This window comes from Streptomyces sp. SGAir0957, assembly GCF_043523415.1.
Genome location: NZ_CP027293.1, coordinates 2,190,700 through 2,205,817 on the forward strand (window position 1 = coordinate 2,190,700; position 15,118 = coordinate 2,205,817).

The 15,118-nt window shown below is 73.0% G+C and carries 12 protein-coding genes; 7 read left to right on the forward strand and 5 right to left on the reverse strand.

Going from position 1 to position 15,118, the window contains the following annotated elements; genetic code table 11:
• Position 1: 1 nt before the first annotated feature.
• From C1N81_RS14790 to C1N81_RS14810, 5 genes are all read left to right on the forward strand, one after another.
• A complete protein-coding gene (locus C1N81_RS14790) occupies positions 2-1,354 on the forward strand; it encodes a sulfate adenylyltransferase subunit 1 (protein ID WP_394429281.1) in 1,353 nt (450 codons plus the stop codon).
• 250 nt (positions 1,355-1,604) lie between these two features.
• Positions 1,605-2,717 (forward strand): aliphatic sulfonate ABC transporter substrate-binding protein, encoded by a 1,113-nt coding sequence (locus C1N81_RS14795; RefSeq protein ID WP_394429282.1) that lies wholly within the window; start codon positions 1,605-1,607, stop codon positions 2,715-2,717.
• A gap of 43 nt (positions 2,718-2,760) precedes the next feature.
• The gene (locus C1N81_RS14800) at positions 2,761-3,552 is read left to right on the forward strand and encodes an ABC transporter ATP-binding protein (RefSeq protein ID WP_394429283.1); all 792 of its coding nucleotides are present in this window, start codon (positions 2,761-2,763) and stop codon (positions 3,550-3,552) included.
• Complete coding sequence (locus C1N81_RS14805; RefSeq protein WP_394429284.1) at positions 3,539-4,462, forward strand: ABC transporter permease; 924 nt, start codon at positions 3,539-3,541, stop codon at positions 4,460-4,462. The genes C1N81_RS14800 and C1N81_RS14805 overlap by 14 nt, the downstream gene beginning before the upstream one ends.
• Positions 4,463-4,469: 7 nt before the next feature.
• Positions 4,470-5,213, forward strand: a complete 744-nt coding sequence (locus C1N81_RS14810; protein WP_394429285.1) for a sirohydrochlorin chelatase — start codon at positions 4,470-4,472, stop codon at positions 5,211-5,213.
• Between the two features lie 20 nt (positions 5,214-5,233).
• On the opposite strand, the gene C1N81_RS14815 is transcribed toward C1N81_RS14810, so the two are convergent.
• Positions 5,234-7,066 (reverse strand): DUF4132 domain-containing protein, encoded by a 1,833-nt coding sequence (locus tag C1N81_RS14815; protein WP_394429286.1) that lies wholly within the window; start codon positions 7,064-7,066, stop codon positions 5,234-5,236.
• Positions 7,067-7,171: 105 nt separating this feature from the next.
• The gene (locus C1N81_RS14820; RefSeq protein ID WP_394429287.1) at positions 7,172-8,152 is read right to left on the reverse strand and encodes an ArsR/SmtB family transcription factor; all 981 of its coding nucleotides are present in this window, start codon (positions 8,150-8,152) and stop codon (positions 7,172-7,174) included.
• A 90-nt stretch (positions 8,153-8,242) separates the two neighbouring features.
• Here C1N81_RS14820 and C1N81_RS14825 point away from each other — a divergent pair, with 90 nt between their 5' ends.
• Positions 8,243-9,529 carry an MFS transporter gene (locus C1N81_RS14825; protein WP_394429288.1) on the forward strand — a complete coding sequence of 429 codons (1,287 nt, stop codon included), beginning with the start codon at positions 8,243-8,245 and terminating at the stop codon, positions 9,527-9,529.
• Positions 9,530-9,624: 95 nt separating this feature from the next.
• Here C1N81_RS14825 and C1N81_RS14830 read toward each other — a convergent pair whose 3' ends face one another.
• The 3 genes from C1N81_RS14830 to C1N81_RS14840 form a co-directional block, all read right to left on the reverse strand.
• The gene (locus tag C1N81_RS14830) at positions 9,625-10,635 is read right to left on the reverse strand and encodes a ketopantoate reductase family protein (RefSeq protein WP_394429289.1); all 1,011 of its coding nucleotides are present in this window, start codon (positions 10,633-10,635) and stop codon (positions 9,625-9,627) included.
• A gap of 31 nt (positions 10,636-10,666) precedes the next feature.
• Entirely contained in the window at positions 10,667-11,221 is a 555-nt protein-coding gene (locus C1N81_RS14835) for a DUF1697 domain-containing protein (RefSeq protein WP_394429290.1), read from the reverse strand.
• 71 nt (positions 11,222-11,292) lie between these two features.
• Positions 11,293-12,480, reverse strand: a complete 1,188-nt coding sequence (locus C1N81_RS14840; RefSeq protein WP_394429291.1) for a S8 family peptidase — start codon at positions 12,478-12,480, stop codon at positions 11,293-11,295.
• Between the two features lie 345 nt (positions 12,481-12,825).
• Here C1N81_RS14840 and C1N81_RS14845 point away from each other — a divergent pair, with 345 nt between their 5' ends.
• Positions 12,826-15,117 carry an MMPL family transporter gene (locus C1N81_RS14845; RefSeq protein ID WP_394429292.1) on the forward strand — a complete coding sequence of 764 codons (2,292 nt, stop codon included), beginning with the start codon at positions 12,826-12,828 and terminating at the stop codon, positions 15,115-15,117.
• The last annotated feature ends 1 nt before the right edge of the window (position 15,118 follow it).

The following is a 15,118-nucleotide window of genomic DNA, read 5'->3' on the forward strand; positions in this document are numbered from 1 at the left end:
CATGAGCACGACCACTGCTGCCGAAGAGCTGGCCGGCCTGTCCGCCACGACCTTGCTGCGGTTCGCCACCGCGGGCTCCGTCGACGACGGCAAGTCCACCCTCGTGGGCCGTCTCCTGCACGACTCCAAGTCGGTCCTCACCGACCAGCTGGAGGCCGTCGAGCACGCCTCGCGCTCGCGCGGCGCCGCCGAGCCCGACCTCGCGCTGCTCACCGACGGCCTGCGCGCCGAGCGCGAGCAGGGCATCACCATCGACGTGGCCTACCGCTACTTCGCGACGCCCCGGCGCCGGTTCATCCTCGCCGACACCCCGGGCCACGTGCAGTACACCCGGAACATGGTGACCGGCGCCTCCACCGCCGACCTCGCCGTGGTCCTGGTCGACGCGCGCAACGGCGTCATCGAGCAGACCCGCCGCCATGCCGCGGTCGCCGCGCTGCTGCGCGTCCCGCACGTCGTCCTCGCGGTCAACAAGATGGACCTCGTCGACTACAAGGAGAGCGTCTTCGCGGCGATCGCCGAGGAGTTCACCGCGTACGCGGCGGGCCTCGGCGTCCCGGAGATCACCGCCATCCCGATCTCGGCGCTCGCCGGGGACAACGTGGTGGAGCCCTCCGCGCACATGGACTGGTACCCCGGCCCGACCGTCCTGGAGCACCTGGAGACGGTGCCGGTCAGCCACGACCTGACCAGCTGCCACGCCCGCCTGCCCGTGCAGTACGTGATCCGTCCGCAGACCGCCGAGCACCCCGACTACCGGGGCTACGCGGGCCAGATCGCGGCCGGCACCTTCCGCGTCGGCGAGTCCGTGACCGTCCTGCCGTCCGGGCGCACCTCGAAGATCGCCGGGATCGACCTGCTCGGGCAGAAGGTCGACGTGGCGTGGACGCCGCAGTCCGTCACCGTCCTCCTGGAGGACGACATCGACGTCTCGCGCGGCGACCTCCTCGTGCCGAGCGGCGACGCGCCCGCCACCTCGCAGGACATCGAGGCGACCGTCTGCCACGTCGCGGACACGCCGCTCACCGTCGGCCAGCGGGTGCTGCTCAAGCACACCACCCGCACGGTCAAGGCGATCGTCAAGGAGATCCCGTCGCGGCTCACGCTCGACGACCTCTCCCAGCACCCCGATCCTGGACAGCTCGTCGCCAACGACATCGGCCGCGTCAAGGTGCGCACCGCCGAGCCGCTCGCGCTCGACAACTACGCGGACTCGCGGCGCACCGGATCGTTCCTGCTCATCGACCCGGCGGACGGGACGACGCTCGCGGCGGGCATGGCGGGCGAGTCGTTCGCCGCCGCCGAGCAGCCGGCCGCCGACACCGTCGCGGACGAGGACGGCTGGGACTTCTGACATGACCTTCTTCGACTACTACGGCACGTTCGCCAAGGAAGGCGGCCGTGTCGGCAGCGGCGCCCTCGGCAGCGGACAGGGCGGGGTCGGGCGATGTGCGTGCTGACGTACGCGCACTGCCCGCGCGCCCTCGCCCCCCACGCCGTAGCAGACGCCGCGCACCATGCCGTGCGGCGAAGACGAAGCCATGCCGACCTCCCGGCCACGCCCTAGGCGCGTGACCGCCGGGCCAACGAGAGGAACACCTCCCGTGCCTGCCAACCGATCGACCCTCAAGCGCCGCGGCCTCGTCGCCGTCGCCGCGCTTCCGCTCCTCGCGCTCACCGCGACGGCCTGCGGCTACGGCTCGGACAGCGACGACAGCTCCAAGGAGAACGTCTCCGCAAAGGGCGAGGCCCTCTCCGCGGACACCGTCAAGATCGGCTACTTCGGGAACCTGACCCACGGCACCGCCCTGGTGGGCAAGCAGAAGGGCTTCTTCCAGAAGGAGCTCAAGGGCACGCAGGCGAAGTACCAGATCTTCAACGCCGGACCCTCCGAGATCGAGGCGCTCAACTCCGGCTCCATCGACATCGGCTGGATCGGCCCCTCCCCGTCGATCAACGGCTACACCAAGTCGCAGTCCAAGTCGCTGCGCATCATCGGCGGTTCGGCGTCCGGCGGCGTGAAGCTCGTCGTGAACCCGAAGAAGATCAAGACCCTGGACGACGTCAAGGGCAAGAAGATCGCCACCCCGCAGCTCGGCAACACCCAGGACGTCGCGCTCCTGAACTGGATAGCCGAGAAGGGCTGGAAGGTCGACGCCAACTCCGGCAAGGGCGACGTGTCCGTGGTCCGCACCGACAACAAGATCACTCCGGACGCCTACAAGTCCGGCTCCATCGACGGCGCGTGGGTGCCCGAGCCGACCGCGTCGAAGCTGGTGGCCGAGGGCGCCAAGGTCCTGCTCGACGAGGCGGACCTGTGGCCCGACAAGAAGTTCGTGATCACGAACGTCATCGTGTCGCAGAAGTTCCTCAAGGCGCACCCGGACGTGGTCGAGGCCGTGCTGCGCGGCTCGGTGAAGACCAACGCGTGGATCAAGGCCAACCCCGACGAGGCGAAGGCCACCGCCAACAAGGAGCTGGAGTCGGCGACCGGCAAGGCGCTGCCCGCCGAGGTGCTCGACCCGGCGTGGAAGTCGATCGAGTTCACCGACGACCCGCTGGCCGCGACGCTCGACTCCGAGGCGGACCACGCGGTCAAGGCCGGCCTCCTCGACAAGCCCGACCTGGCCGGGATCTACGACCTGAAGCCGCTGAACAAGATCCTCGCCGCCGAGGGCGGCGCCAAGGTCGACGACGCCGGTCTCGGCGTCAAGTAACCCGCCGACAACCGAGTGCAGAGATTCCCAGGAGGTGACGACCATGGCGACGACTCTCGCCAAGGCGGGTGACCCCGCCGCCCCGACGGGCGGCAGGGCGGCCCGGATCGAGCACGTCTCGAAGTCCTTCGCCACACCGGCGGGCCCCCAGCTCGTCCTGGACGACATCACGCTCGATGTCGCGCCGGGCGAGTTCGTCACCCTCCTGGGGGCCTCGGGCTGCGGCAAGTCGACGCTGCTCAACCTGGTGGCCGGGCTCGACCGGCCGTCGGCGGGCAGCATCGCGACGGACGGGCGGCCCGCCCTGATGTTCCAGGAGCACGCCCTGTTCCCGTGGCTGACCGCGGGCAAGAACATCGAGCTCGCCCTGAAGCTGCGGGGCGTGCCGAAGAACGAACGGCGCACCCGCGCCGAGGAGTTGCTGGACCTGGTCCGGCTCCAGGACGCGTACGGCAAGCGGGTGCACGAGCTGTCCGGCGGTATGCGCCAGCGGGTTGCGCTCGCGCGGGCGCTCGCCCAGGACGCCGGGCTGCTCCTGATGGACGAGCCGTTCGCGGCGCTCGACGCGATCACGCGGGACGTGCTGCACGGCGAGCTGACCCGCATCTGGCGCGAGACGAACGTCTCCGTCCTGTTCGTCACGCACAACGTGCGCGAGGCGGTGCGGCTCGCCGAGCGCGTCGTGCTCCTCTCCTCCCGTCCCGGCCGGATCGCCCGCGAGTGGACGGTGGACATCCCGCAGCCGCGCCGGATCGAGGACGCCGAGGTCGCGGAGCTCTCCGTCGAGATCACCGAACAACTGCGTGGGGAGATCCGCCGCCATGGCAAGGACTGAACCGACGGCCGCGGTCGAGGACGAACGGCCCGGCAAGGCGCGGACCGGCAAGGACGACCTCGCGGGCCTGGAGGCCGGGCTCGACGCCCTGGAGACACGGGACACCGGGAGTACCCCGTTCGGCCGAACGCTGCGCGAGAAGGTGCTGCCGCCCGTCACGGCGGTGCTGTTCGTGCTCGTGCTCTGGCAGGCGCTGATCTCCTTCAAGATCGTCGACGATCCGACGAAACTGCCCTCGCCCTCCGCCGTGTGGGACGAGGTGCAGAACGCCTGGCTCAAGGGCGAACTGCTCGGCTACATCTGGACGAGCGTCTCGCGCGGCCTCCTCGGCTTCCTCTTCGCGCTGGTCATCGGCACCCCGCTCGGGCTGCTCGTGGCGCGCGTGAAGTTCGTGCGCGCGGCGATCGGCCCGATCCTCTCCGGGCTCCAGTCGCTGCCGTCGGTGGCCTGGGTGCCGCCGGCCGTGCTGTGGCTCGGCCTGAACAACTCGATGATGTACGCGGTGATCCTGCTCGGCGCCGTGCCCTCGATCGCCAACGGTCTGGTCTCCGGCGTAGACCAGGTGCCGCCGCTGTTCCTGCGGGCGGGCCGCACCCTGGGCGCGACGGGCGTGCGCGGCCTGTGGCACATCGTCCTGCCCGCGGCGCTGCCCGGCTACCTCGCCGGGCTCAAGCAGGGCTGGGCGTTCTCCTGGCGCTCGCTGATGGCGGCGGAGATCATCGCGTCCTCGCCCGACCTGGGCATCGGCCTCGGCCAGCTCCTGGAGAACGGGCGCAACGCCTCCTCCATGCCCATGGTGTTCCTGGCGATCCTGCTCATCCTGATCGTCGGTATCGTCATCGACCTGTTGATCTTCAGCCCGCTGGAGCGCCGCGTCCTGCGCGGTCGCGGCCTGCTCGTGAGGAACTGAACCGCCCATGCAGCCCACTCCCCCCGTCCTCCTGGTCATCGCCCACGGCAGCCGCGACCCGCGGCACGCCGCGACCGTGCACGCCCTCGTGCGCGAGGTACGGGCGCAGCGGCCGGGGGTACGGGTGGAGACGGCGTTCCTGGAGTTCAACGTCCCCTCGGTGCGCGGGGTCCTGGAGTCCTTGGCGGCGGAGGGCGTCCGCGACGTGGTCGCCCTCCCCCTCCTGCTGACCCGCGCCTTCCACGCGAAGACGGACATCCCCTCCGTGCTCCGCGAGGCCCCGCCCGCGCTCCGCATCCGCCAGGCGGATGTCCTCGGCCCCTCCCCGCTGCTGGTGTCCGCCCTCGAACGCCGTCTGTACGAGGCCGGGCTCACCCCGGCCGACAAGCCCACGACCGGGATCGTCCTGGCCTCGGCGGGCTCCTCCGACCCGGAGGCGATCGCAGTGATCGCTGATATCGCGCGGGAGTGGCGGCACACCGGCTGGTGCGCCGTGCGGCCTGCGTTCGCCTCCGCCTCCCTGCCCCGCACGGAGGACGCGTTACGCGCACTGCGCGCCCAGGGCTGCGCACGCGTCGCCGTCGCCCCGTACGTCCTCGCTCCCGGCCGCCTCCCCGACCGGATCGCGGCCGGCGCATCGCAAGCCGACGTCCTGGCGGATGTGCTGGGCCCGGCGCCGGAGGTGGCGCGGGTGCTGCTGCGGCGGTATCAGGACGCGTGCGTACGGGAGTTGGCGGCGCTCGGGGCCTGAGTGTCCGTCCTGGACACGGATCAGCCGCCGCCCACCGACACCAGCAGGTCCACGGCGCGCAGCGCCTCCGAGCGGAGCACCGGGTCCAGTTCGGCGAGGGGTACGGAGAAGCGGACCCACTCCACGGAGCACGGTCCTGTGCGGCCGGGGTACAGGCTGCCGCCGAGGTGCACCAGGACCTCGACGGGGCCGAAGCGCCGGACGAGCACGTCGTCGTCGAGCGTCCAGCCCTCGCGCACGGCGAGCCCGAGCACGGTCCCCGCCTCCAGCTCGGGCCCGTTGAACAGCGTGGTGTCCGTGCCGGTCTCCGGCGGCGCGTACCGCTCGCGGAAAACCTGGCGCAGGGGCTGCTCGACGCCGAGCGCGGTCACCCGCTCCCGCCACAGCGCACGCTCCTCCTCGCTCACGCGGGCGGGGTGCCACAGGCGGACGGCGGCGGAGGGAGCCTCGTCCGGCAGGGGTGCGCCGCCGGCCGGCAGGAAAGCCCGCCACTCCCCCGGCGCGTGCTCGGTCTCCCAGACGAGGCGCCGGGTCACCGTCCGGGCGACCGGATGCTCGGCCAGCGCTGCGCGCCAGCGCCCGTAGCGGTGGACCGTGCCGTGGACGAAGCCGTTCTCCAGGGCGATGAGGAGCGTGCGCCGCTGGGCCCGCACCTGCTTGACGAGGGCGCGGACGGCGGCCACCTCGTCCGGGTGGTCGCGGCGGGCGGCGGCCGGGACGGAGCGCAGGACCGTGCCGTCGTCGGCGCGCTCCCACGTGGCGACGGGGTCGCCCTCCTCGGGGACGGCGACCGTGGCCACGTGGGCGCCGACCGGTATCCGTCGGGTCCCGGTCGCGGCGTCGATGCCGAGGTCCGGCAGGCGCAGCGCGACTTCGGGGCGTCCGCCGAGGTTCTTCTCCGCCCGGCGCAGGCCGCGCTCGAGCTTCTTGGCGACACCCGCGTGCCGTACGACGCGCCGCGCGGCCCGCAACGCGTCGAGCGCCTCCGGGGTCGGCAGCTCCTCGACGGATTGGGCGAGGCCGATGCAGACGCTCTGCGAGGGAAGCGTCTTCGCCGTGGTGGGCGCGACGGCGACCCGGGGCAGGATCGCGGCGAGCAGCTCGCCCGCCCAGGGCTCGTCGCGGCCCAGCGCGATGTCCACGGCCTGGCGCAGCGCGTCGCCGTCGGGTCCGGGGAACGCCGTGTCCGCCGCGTACGGGAGCTCGCCCCGGTGCAGGGCGGCGAGGTGCTCGGCGGCGGCCGTCATGACGCGCCGGGCGGCCCGCGCGTAGGCGTCGTCGGCGAGCAGGGAGGCGTGGTCGCGGGCGGGCGCGGCGAGCAGGGCGTCGAACGCGAGGAGAGCCAGGGGCGCTTCGCGCAGCGCCTCGCGCAGCCGCGCGGTCGCCTCCGCCTCGACCGCCGGGCCCGCGAGCGCGGCGACGGCGACGATCTGGGCACGGTGGTCCGGGTTCGGCCCCGCGTCCAGGGCGGCCCGGACGAGCACCGCGGCGGGCCCGGCGCACCTCGCGTCGGCGGCGTACGGCTCGGCGCACTGGTCCAGGGCGGCCGCGGCGAGCCGCACGTCCGTCGGCCGCGGCCGCTCCGCGAGCACCGTGAGCAGCTCGGCGCAGGCGTCCGCGGTGTAGGCGGGCCGGGTCCCGGACCAGGTGAGCTCGCGGGCCACCCGCCGCGCGTCCTCGGGCGCCGCCTCGTCCGCGAGCACCCGGTGCGCGAGCGGCAGGAGCCCGCCCAGCTCCAGCGGCGTGAGCTGCGCGATGAGCGCGTGCCGGGACGGGGGCCGCCCCGCGCCGGACGGCGGCGGCTCCGTCAGCACGGCTCTCAACCGGCGTACCGGTGACGTCAGTTCGTTCATGCTCCCGACCGTAGCGGCGGGGTCTGACAACGCCACCCACCGAAGCCGTCACCCCGCGCAGGGCCGCCCGCCGGAGCCGTCCGGTCGCAGAGCCGCTGCGGCCGTTCAGCCGCACAGCCGCTCCCCCAGCTCGCTCCGCGCATACCGCACGCTTCGTCCGCTGCGGGCCCGGGTGAGGAGCCCCGCGTCGTACAGGACCGAGAGGTGCTGGCTGACGGCGCCCGGGGTGACGGCGAGGCGGTGTGCCAGTTCCGTGGTGGAGGCGGGGTCCCGGAGGAGGTGGAGGATGCGGGCGCGCGGGGCGCCGAGGAGGCGGGTCAGGGCTTCGCCGGTGGCCGGGGGCGGGGTCTCGGAGATGGTGGCGCGGCCGCGCGCCGGGTAGCAGAGGACCGGGGGCAGCGCCGGGTCGATATTGGTGTGCGCGCCGAGGGCGAACATCGTGGGGACGAGGACGAGGCCCCGGCCGCCGATCCGTATGTCGGCCTCGGGCCAGGGGTGCCGGTCGAACTTCTTCACCAGGGTGAGGACTTCGCCGTTCCAGGTGAGCCGCGGGTCGAGGCTCGCGAACAGGCCGCCCGCGCCCTCTTCGGCCAGCACCTTGCCGCGGTGGGCCAGGTCGGCCTCCAGGACGGTGTGGACGCGCGGCCACCAGTCGGGGGCGAGGCACTCGCGCCAGTACGCGGCCAGGGCGTCGACGACGCGGTCGAGGAGCGCGGCGGGGTCGGCGAGGCCCGCGCGGACGACGGGCGGCAGGGGTCCGGTGGCGTAGGCGGCCTCGAAGTCGCGGGCCAGCAGGTGCGGCGGTGTGCCGCGCAGGGCGGCGAGTTGCCGGGCGAAGACCGGTCGCGGGCGCTCGGGGCGCGGGGTGAGGAAGTCCGGGATCCACAGGCTCGGGGCGATCAGCGCGGTGAGGATCTCGGTGTCCTGGCGGTGGAAGGCGGGGGCGAGGCGGCGCAGCCAGGGGCGCTGGTGCGGGTAGCGGGCGGGGTCGCGCCAGCAGCGCAGGGAGTAGACGGCTTCCTGGAGCGGTGAGTAGGCGAAGGACGTACGGGCGAGGTCCCCCACGACGAACCGGAACTCGATCACCCGCGTACCCTCTCCCCGGCCGCCCCCGCGGACCTTTAGGCGCAGGCTAAAGGAATGTCGCCGGGAGGGCGCGGCCGGTTGGGTGTGGGCATGACCACTTCGCCGACCGACGTCCGCCCGGACCCCGGGGCCACGCGGTTCCTCGGGATGCTGCCCACCGGCCCGCTGCTCCTTCGCCTGTCCCTGCTGACCCTCGTCAACGCGTTCGGGCGCGGTCTCTTCTTCCCGGTCAGCGTCCTGTACTTCACGCGCGTGCTCGGCCTGAGCGCCACCTCCGTCGGGGTCGGTCTGACCGTGGCGGGCCTGTTCGGGATCGCGGCCGGGGTGCCCGCCGGGTGGGCCTCGGACCGGTGGGGGCGGCGGCCCGTGCTGACCGCCCTGTGGGCCGGGTGCGGGGTCGTGCTCGTGGCGTACACGGTGATCGGCTCGTACGGCGCGTTCCTCGCGACGGCGATCGGGTACGCGGCGCTCTGCCAGGCGAGCATGGGCGTGCGCAACGCGCTCTACGCCGACGTGCTGCCCGCGCGCACGCGCGTGGAGGGCCGGGCGCATCTGCGGATGGTGACCAATGTGGGCATGGGCGCGGGCGGCGCGTTCGGCGCCCTCGCGCTCCAGGCGGACAGCCGCGCCGGGTACACGGCGCTGATCCTCGTCGACGCGGCGGCCTTCGTCGTCTCCGGTGTGCTCGTGCAGGTGTTGCCGGGCGCCGCGGGCGGGCGGCGGACGGTGAGACACGCGCGCGTGGAGAGCCCGTTGCGGGCGGTGCGCGATCTGCCGTACCTGAGCGTGACGGTCCTCAACGCCGTACTGGCCCTGCAGTACAGCCTGTTGGAGGTCGGCCTCCCGCTGTGGATCGTGCGGCACACGGACGCGCCGCGCTGGTCGGCCGCGCTCGTCATGATCCTCAACTGCGCGCTCGTGGCCGTGCTCCAGGTGCGGGCGACGCGCGGCGTGGAGGACCTGCCGGGCGCGGTACGGGCGATGCGCCGCTCGGGGCTGCTGCTCGCCCTGGCGTGCGCGGTGTTCGCCTGCACGGCGGGGCTTTCGCCGCTGTGGGCGCTCACGGTCCTGCTGGTGGGCGCGGTGGTGCAGGTGCTCGCGGAGGTCCTGTCGGCGGCGGGCGGCTGGACCGTCGGCTACGGCCTGGCGGACGCCCGCGCCCAGGGCGTCTACCAGGGCGTCTTCAACTCGGGCCAGGCTGCCGCGACGATGGCCGCGCCCGCCCTGGTGACGGCGACGGCGATCGACCACGGGGCGGCCGGGTGGGCCGTGCTCGGGGTGCTGTTCGTCGTCGCGGGCGTCGGGGTCGGCCCGGCGGTGCGCAGGGCCCGCCGCGACGCGTGGCGCGGCGAGCACGGCGACTCCGTCGGCCCCTGACGACGACACCGGGGTTCCGCCCGCTCAGGGCTGGCGCCCGCGCGTACACCGAGGCGCCCCGTCCCCGGTACGGCTCTCGACGGAACGCGGCGCGTTCAGCCGGTTCGCCGCGCGTCGACCGCCGCCGTCAGCTCGGCCACGGTCATGGCACCCGCGGGGCGCCGCTCCCGCGCCGCCTCGTTCGCGTACTCCTGGAGTGCGTCGTTGACCGGCGTCGGCACCCCGTGAACCCGTCCGAGCAGGCCGATCTCGCCGTTCAGGTAGTCCGCCTCGATGGTGCCGGTGCCCCGTTGGAGGGACTGCCAGGAGGAGCCGCCGCCGCGCGGCGACCCGTCGAACGGGTCGAACCGGATCTTGTCGGCCCGTGCCTGCTTCTCCTCCTCCTCGGAGGCGTACGCGATCCCGGCGGCGGCGAGGACGGCCTCGCCCTCGGCGCGGGCCCGCCGGAAGAGGGCCGCGCCCTCCTCGCCGTCGATCACGCCGGAGACGGCCTCGATCGCGTTGGCCAGGTTCGCGAGGAGCTTGGCGTACTTCCACCGCATGACGTCGTCGGCGACGGGCGCCTCGCAGTGCGAGCGTTCCAGGTCGGCGGCGACGGCGCGGGCCGTGTCGTCGCTGCCGGCCGGGTAGCGGCCCAGGCGCAGGATGCCGGTGAGCGGGGCGCCGTCGGCGCGCACGACGCCCGGCTCCACGAAGGTGGCGGGCAGCCACACGCACATGGCGTACACGCGCTGGAAGGTGCGCAGGGCGAGCCGTTCGCTCTCCACCCCGTTCTGCGCGCAGACCAGCGGCAGCCGCCCGGCCGCGGTCCCGCCGCCCTCGACGGGCCGCGCGCCCCAGGCGGCGAGCGCGGCGGCGCTGTCCTGCGTCTTCACGGCCAGGACGAGGACGTCGTCGGGGCGGAGGGTGCCGAGCGGTTCGGGCCCGTCGACGACCGGCGGGCGGTGGGTGTGCGCCCCGTCCGGGGTGCGCAGGGTCAGGCCCCGGTCGCGCAGCGCCTCGTACTGCTTGCCGCGTGCGACGAGGACGACGTCGTGGCCGGACTGTGCGAGCCGGCCGCCGACGGCTCCGCCGACCGCACCCGCTCCGATGATGAGATAGCGCATCCCGCGAGCCTCTCACGCCGGTCGGGCGGGGTTACGGCTCGCTGGTCAGCTCCACGAGCTTGACCACGGTGTTCCAGTTGCGGCTCGTCGCGACGATGCCCTTGTTGAGCGCGGGGCGGCTGAGCTGCGCGCCCAGTTTCGAGACGCCGAGGCCGTCGGGCGCGTAGAGGTACAGGGCGCGGTCGCCGAGCCGGAACTCCTCGGGGGCGTACGCGGCCTGGTCGATCTCCGCGAAGCGGTCCGGGGTCACCTGCTCGGAGAAGTAGGTGACGTGGAGCTGCTTGCCCTGCAGTTCGGCGGCGGGGAACGGGCACGCGTCCATGACGGCCCTCAGATAGGCGTGGTCCCGTACGAGGACGTCCACGGTGAAGCCGAACTCGGCGCTGAGGGCGCCCTCCAGGGACCGTGCCAGTGTCGTCCCGGCACCGGTCTCGGCGGCGAAGGTGACATTGCCGCTCTGGAGGTGGGTGTGGACGTCGGTGCAGCCCATCTCCTCGACCAGGCTCCGCAAGCGGGCCATGGGCACCTTCTTGTTGCCGCCGACGTTGATGCCGCGCAGCAGGGCCGCGTACCTCGTGATCGCCATCGGGACAGCATAGGGCGGCCGCCGTGCTCCGTGGGGGTGAGCGCGGCGGCCGCCGGTCGGGGCGGGGGGAATTACTCGACGATCTTCAGGAGCTTGTTCGCGGTGCCCTCGGACGCGTTCGAGACGGCGTCGGGCGTGGCGCCCTCGGTCAGCGCCTTCGCGACGTCGGCCGGGGCCGCGTCAGGGTGCCCGGCGAGGTAGACGGCGGCGGCGCCGACGACGTGCGGCGTCGCCATCGACGTACCGGAGATCGTGTTCGTGGCGTCGTCGCCGGTGTTCCAGTCGGAGGTGATGTCCGAGCCGGGGGCGTAGAGGTCCACGGCGGAGCCGAAGTTGGAGAAGCTCGACTGCGCGTCGTCCTTGGTGGAGGAGGCGACCGTGATGGCCTCCGGGACGCGGGCGGGGCTGGAGGTGGAGGCGTCCGCCGACTCGTTCCCGGCGGCGACCGCGTAGGTGACGCCGGACGCGATCGACTTCTGCACGGCCGCGTCGAGGGCTTCGTCGACGCCGCCGCCGAGGGACATGTTGGCGACCGAGGGCCCCTGGTGGTGCGCGGTGACCCAGTCGATCCCGGCGACGACCTGCTCGGTGGTGCCGGAGCCCGAGTCGTCGAGGACGCGGACGGCGACGATCTTCGCCTTCTTGGCGACGCCGTGCGCGCTGCCCGCGATGGTGCCGGCGACGTGCGTGCCGTGCCCGTTGCCGTCGTCGGCGCTGTCGTCGTTGTCGACGGCGTCGAAGCCGGAGGAGGCACGGCCGCCGAAGTCCTCGTGGCTGATGCGGACACCGGTGTCGATGACGTACGCGGTCGCGCCCTCGCCCGCGCTGTCGGGGTAGGTGTACGCGCCGTCGCCCGCCGTGTCCGTCTGGTCGATGCGGTCCAGGCCCCAGGACGGCGGGTTCTCCTGGACGGCGTCGATGTGGAACTTCTTGTTCTGGACGACCTTGCCGACCGACGTGTCGGCGGCGAGCCGCCTGGCCTCGGTCTCGGTGAGGCCGTTCACGGAGAAGCCGTTGACGGCGGAGGTGTAGTTCCGCCTGAAGGTGCCGCCGTACTCCTTGGCCAGGTCCTTCTTGGCGGCCGTGTCCGCCTTCTGGTCGAGCAGCACGATGTAGCTGCCCGACACGGCGCCCTGGGCGCCGAGACCGTAGACCGTGGACTCGGCGGGGGTCGCGTCCGCGAGACCACCGGTGAAGACGGTCAGGCCGATGGCTGCCGCGACGGCGCCCGTGGCTATCGCACGCTGGTGAAATGCCATGAAGAGGGATCTCCTCGTGGTGATGTGGGGGGATGGCTCCGCGCACGACTTCCGCGCGTGAGGTTCTACGCGCGTGGGGGCGCGTATTTTCGTGCGGCCCCTGGCAATCTCCGGAAGATCTCCGGGGGTTGAGACGAAACCCTGACCGATTGACGCGACCAGATCAAGACCTTCATGCGCCTGTGACTTGTTCAACAAGGTTCCGTAATAACAAAACGGACGGATCCCTATAGATGTAGGGGGCCGTCGTCATCCTCGACGGCGAGCGGAGCGCCCCGCACTTCACCGGAGAGCACGACGAACCCCGCCGACCGCGCCCCTAGCTTCGATGGTGGAGGTGACCTCATGGTGAGGAACGGGGAGCGGCGGGACCGGCAGGTGCGGGGGTTCGCCGCGCGGGCCGGCGGGTGGAGCGTCCGGCACCGCTGGGCGGCGGTGGGCATCTGGGTGCTGTTCGTCGTCCTGGCGATGGGGCTCGGCTCGGCGGCCGGACGCGTCGACGTCAAGGACAGCGACCAGCTCGGCGGCGAGACCGGTCGGGCCTCGCGCATCATCGACGACGCGCACATCGACGAGCCCGCGGGCGAGACCGTGCTCGTCCAGGGCAAGGACCGGCGACTGCGCGCCTCCGCGCCGGAGTTCAAGGCGGCCGTCGCGGACGTCATCAGGGCCGTCGAGGGCACGGGCGCGGTGACCCATGTGCGCTCGCCGTACGCCGCCCGGGCGCAGACCGTGTCGCAGGACGGCCGCACCGCGCTCGTCCAGTTCGACATGCGGGGCGACCCCGAGACGGCGGCCGACCGGGTGGAGCCGGTCCTGGACGCGGTCAGGGGCGTCGCCGACGGCCACGACGCGCTGCGGATCGAGGAGATCGGCGGCGCCAGCATGAACAAGACCTTCGACGACGCGTTCGGCGACGACTTCCAGCGGGCCGAGTTCTCGGCGGTGCCGGTGGCGCTCGGCATTCTGCTGATCGCGTTCGGCGCGGTCGTCGCCGCGCTGCTCCCGGTGGCGCTCGCCATTACGGCGATCATGGCGACGATGGGCCTGATGGGCGTCGTCAGCCACCTCCAGCCGATGAGCGAGACCGCCAACTCGGTCATGCTGCTCGTCGGGCTCGCGGTCGGGGTCGACTACTGCCTGTTCTATCTGCGCCGCGAGCGCGAGGAGCGCAGGAAGGGCCACGACCCGCGGACGGCGCTGCGCGTCGCCGCGGCCACCAGCGGCCGGGCGATCATCGTCTCCGGTGTCACGGTGTGCGTGGCCATGGCGGGCATGATGTTCACCGGCCTCGCCGAGTTCCAGGCCATGGGGCTCGCCTCGCTGATGGTGGTGGCGGTCGCGATGGTCGGCTCGGTGACCGTGCTCCCGGCGCTGCTCTCGCTGCTCGGTGAGCGCGTCGAGAAGGGGCGTATCCCGTTCCTGCACCGTGCGAAGCGCCGGGGCGACGCCGGCGCCGAGGGCGGCAGCCGGTTCTGGCAGCGCGTCCTCACCGTCGTCCTGGCCCGGCCCGCCGTCTCCGTCGTCGTCGCGGTCGGCGCGCTGCTCGCGATCGCCGCGCCCGCGCTCGGCATGAAGACGCAGAACCTGACCCTGGACCAGGAGTTCGGCGACTCGCTGCCGATCGTGGCGACGTACGACCGCGTCAACGCGGCGTTCCCGGGCGGCTCGGAACCGGCCGAGGTGGTGGTGAAGGCCGACGACATCGAGGCACCCGCGGTCCGGGACGCTCTCGCCGACTTCCGCGCCCAGGCGGTGAGTTCGGGCGCCTCGCGCGGCCCGGTCGAGGTCACCGTGCACGCGAAGGAGAACGTCGCGCTGATCGACGTCCCCCTCGTCGGCGGCTCCGACCAGGACAAGGCGGAGAAGAGCCTCGCGCTGCTACGGGACCAGGTGCGGCCGGACACGCTCGGCAAGGTCGACGGTGTCGAGGCGCCCGTCACCGGGCAGGTCGCCGGGTCGAAGGACTTCAACGACCAGATCGTCGGCTCGGTCGTCCCGGTCTTCGTCTTCGTGGTCGTCTTCGCCTTCCTCCTCATGCTGGTCTCGTTCCGCTCGCTGACCGTCGCGCTCACGTCGATCGCGCTCAACCTGCTCTCCGTCGGTGCGGCGTACGGGATCCTCGTCGCCGTCTTCCAGAACGGCTGGGGCGCCGGGCTCGTCGGGGCGGAGGGGGTCGGCGCGATCATCTCCTGGCTGCCGCTGTTCCTCTTCGTGATCCTCTTCGGCCTGTCGATGGACTACCACGTGTTCGTGGTGTCGCGGATCAAGGAGGCGCGTCTGCAGGGGCGTTCGAACCGGGACGCCATCCGGCACGGGGTCGTCACGACGGCCGGTGTGGTCACCAGCGCCGCCGTCATCATGGTCGCCGTCTTCGCCATCTTCGGGACGCTCTCCATGCAGTCCTTCAAGCAGATGGGCGTGGGACTCGCGGCGGCCGTCCTGATCGACGCGACCGTCATCCGGGGCGTGCTGCTCCCGGCGGTCATGGCGCTGCTCGGCGAGCGCAACTGGTACCTGCCGGCGTGGCTGCGCCGGATGCCCGACCTGAGCCACGACGAGGCGGCGCCGCCCGAGCCCCGGCGGGCACGGGCGGACACTCCCGAGGCCCGGACCGACACCACGCTGTACCGGTGAC

What these genes read in the sequence shown, in the direction of transcription:
- C1N81_RS14790 (WP_394429281.1), top strand. Translation starts at nt 2, where the DNA reads ATGAGCACGACCACTGCTGCCGAAGAGCTGGCCGGCCTGTCCGCCACG.
- C1N81_RS14800 (WP_394429283.1), top strand. Translation starts at nt 2,761, where the DNA reads ATGGCGACGACTCTCGCCAAGGCGGGTGACCCCGCCGCCCCGACGGGC.
- C1N81_RS14805 (WP_394429284.1), top strand. Translation starts at nt 3,539, where the DNA reads ATGGCAAGGACTGAACCGACGGCCGCGGTCGAGGACGAACGGCCCGGC.
- C1N81_RS14810 (WP_394429285.1), top strand. Translation starts at nt 4,470, where the DNA reads ATGCAGCCCACTCCCCCCGTCCTCCTGGTCATCGCCCACGGCAGCCGC.
- C1N81_RS14815 (WP_394429286.1), bottom strand. Translation starts at nt 7,066, where the DNA reads ATGAACGAACTGACGTCACCGGTACGCCGGTTGAGAGCCGTGCTGACG.
- C1N81_RS14825 (WP_394429288.1), top strand. Translation starts at nt 8,243, where the DNA reads ATGACCACTTCGCCGACCGACGTCCGCCCGGACCCCGGGGCCACGCGG.
- C1N81_RS14830 (WP_394429289.1), bottom strand. Translation starts at nt 10,635, where the DNA reads ATGCGCTATCTCATCATCGGAGCGGGTGCGGTCGGCGGAGCCGTCGGC.
- C1N81_RS14835 (WP_394429290.1), bottom strand. Translation starts at nt 11,221, where the DNA reads ATGGCGATCACGAGGTACGCGGCCCTGCTGCGCGGCATCAACGTCGGC.
- C1N81_RS14840 (WP_394429291.1), bottom strand. Translation starts at nt 12,480, where the DNA reads ATGGCATTTCACCAGCGTGCGATAGCCACGGGCGCCGTCGCGGCAGCC.
- C1N81_RS14845 (WP_394429292.1), top strand. Translation starts at nt 12,826, where the DNA reads ATGGTGAGGAACGGGGAGCGGCGGGACCGGCAGGTGCGGGGGTTCGCC.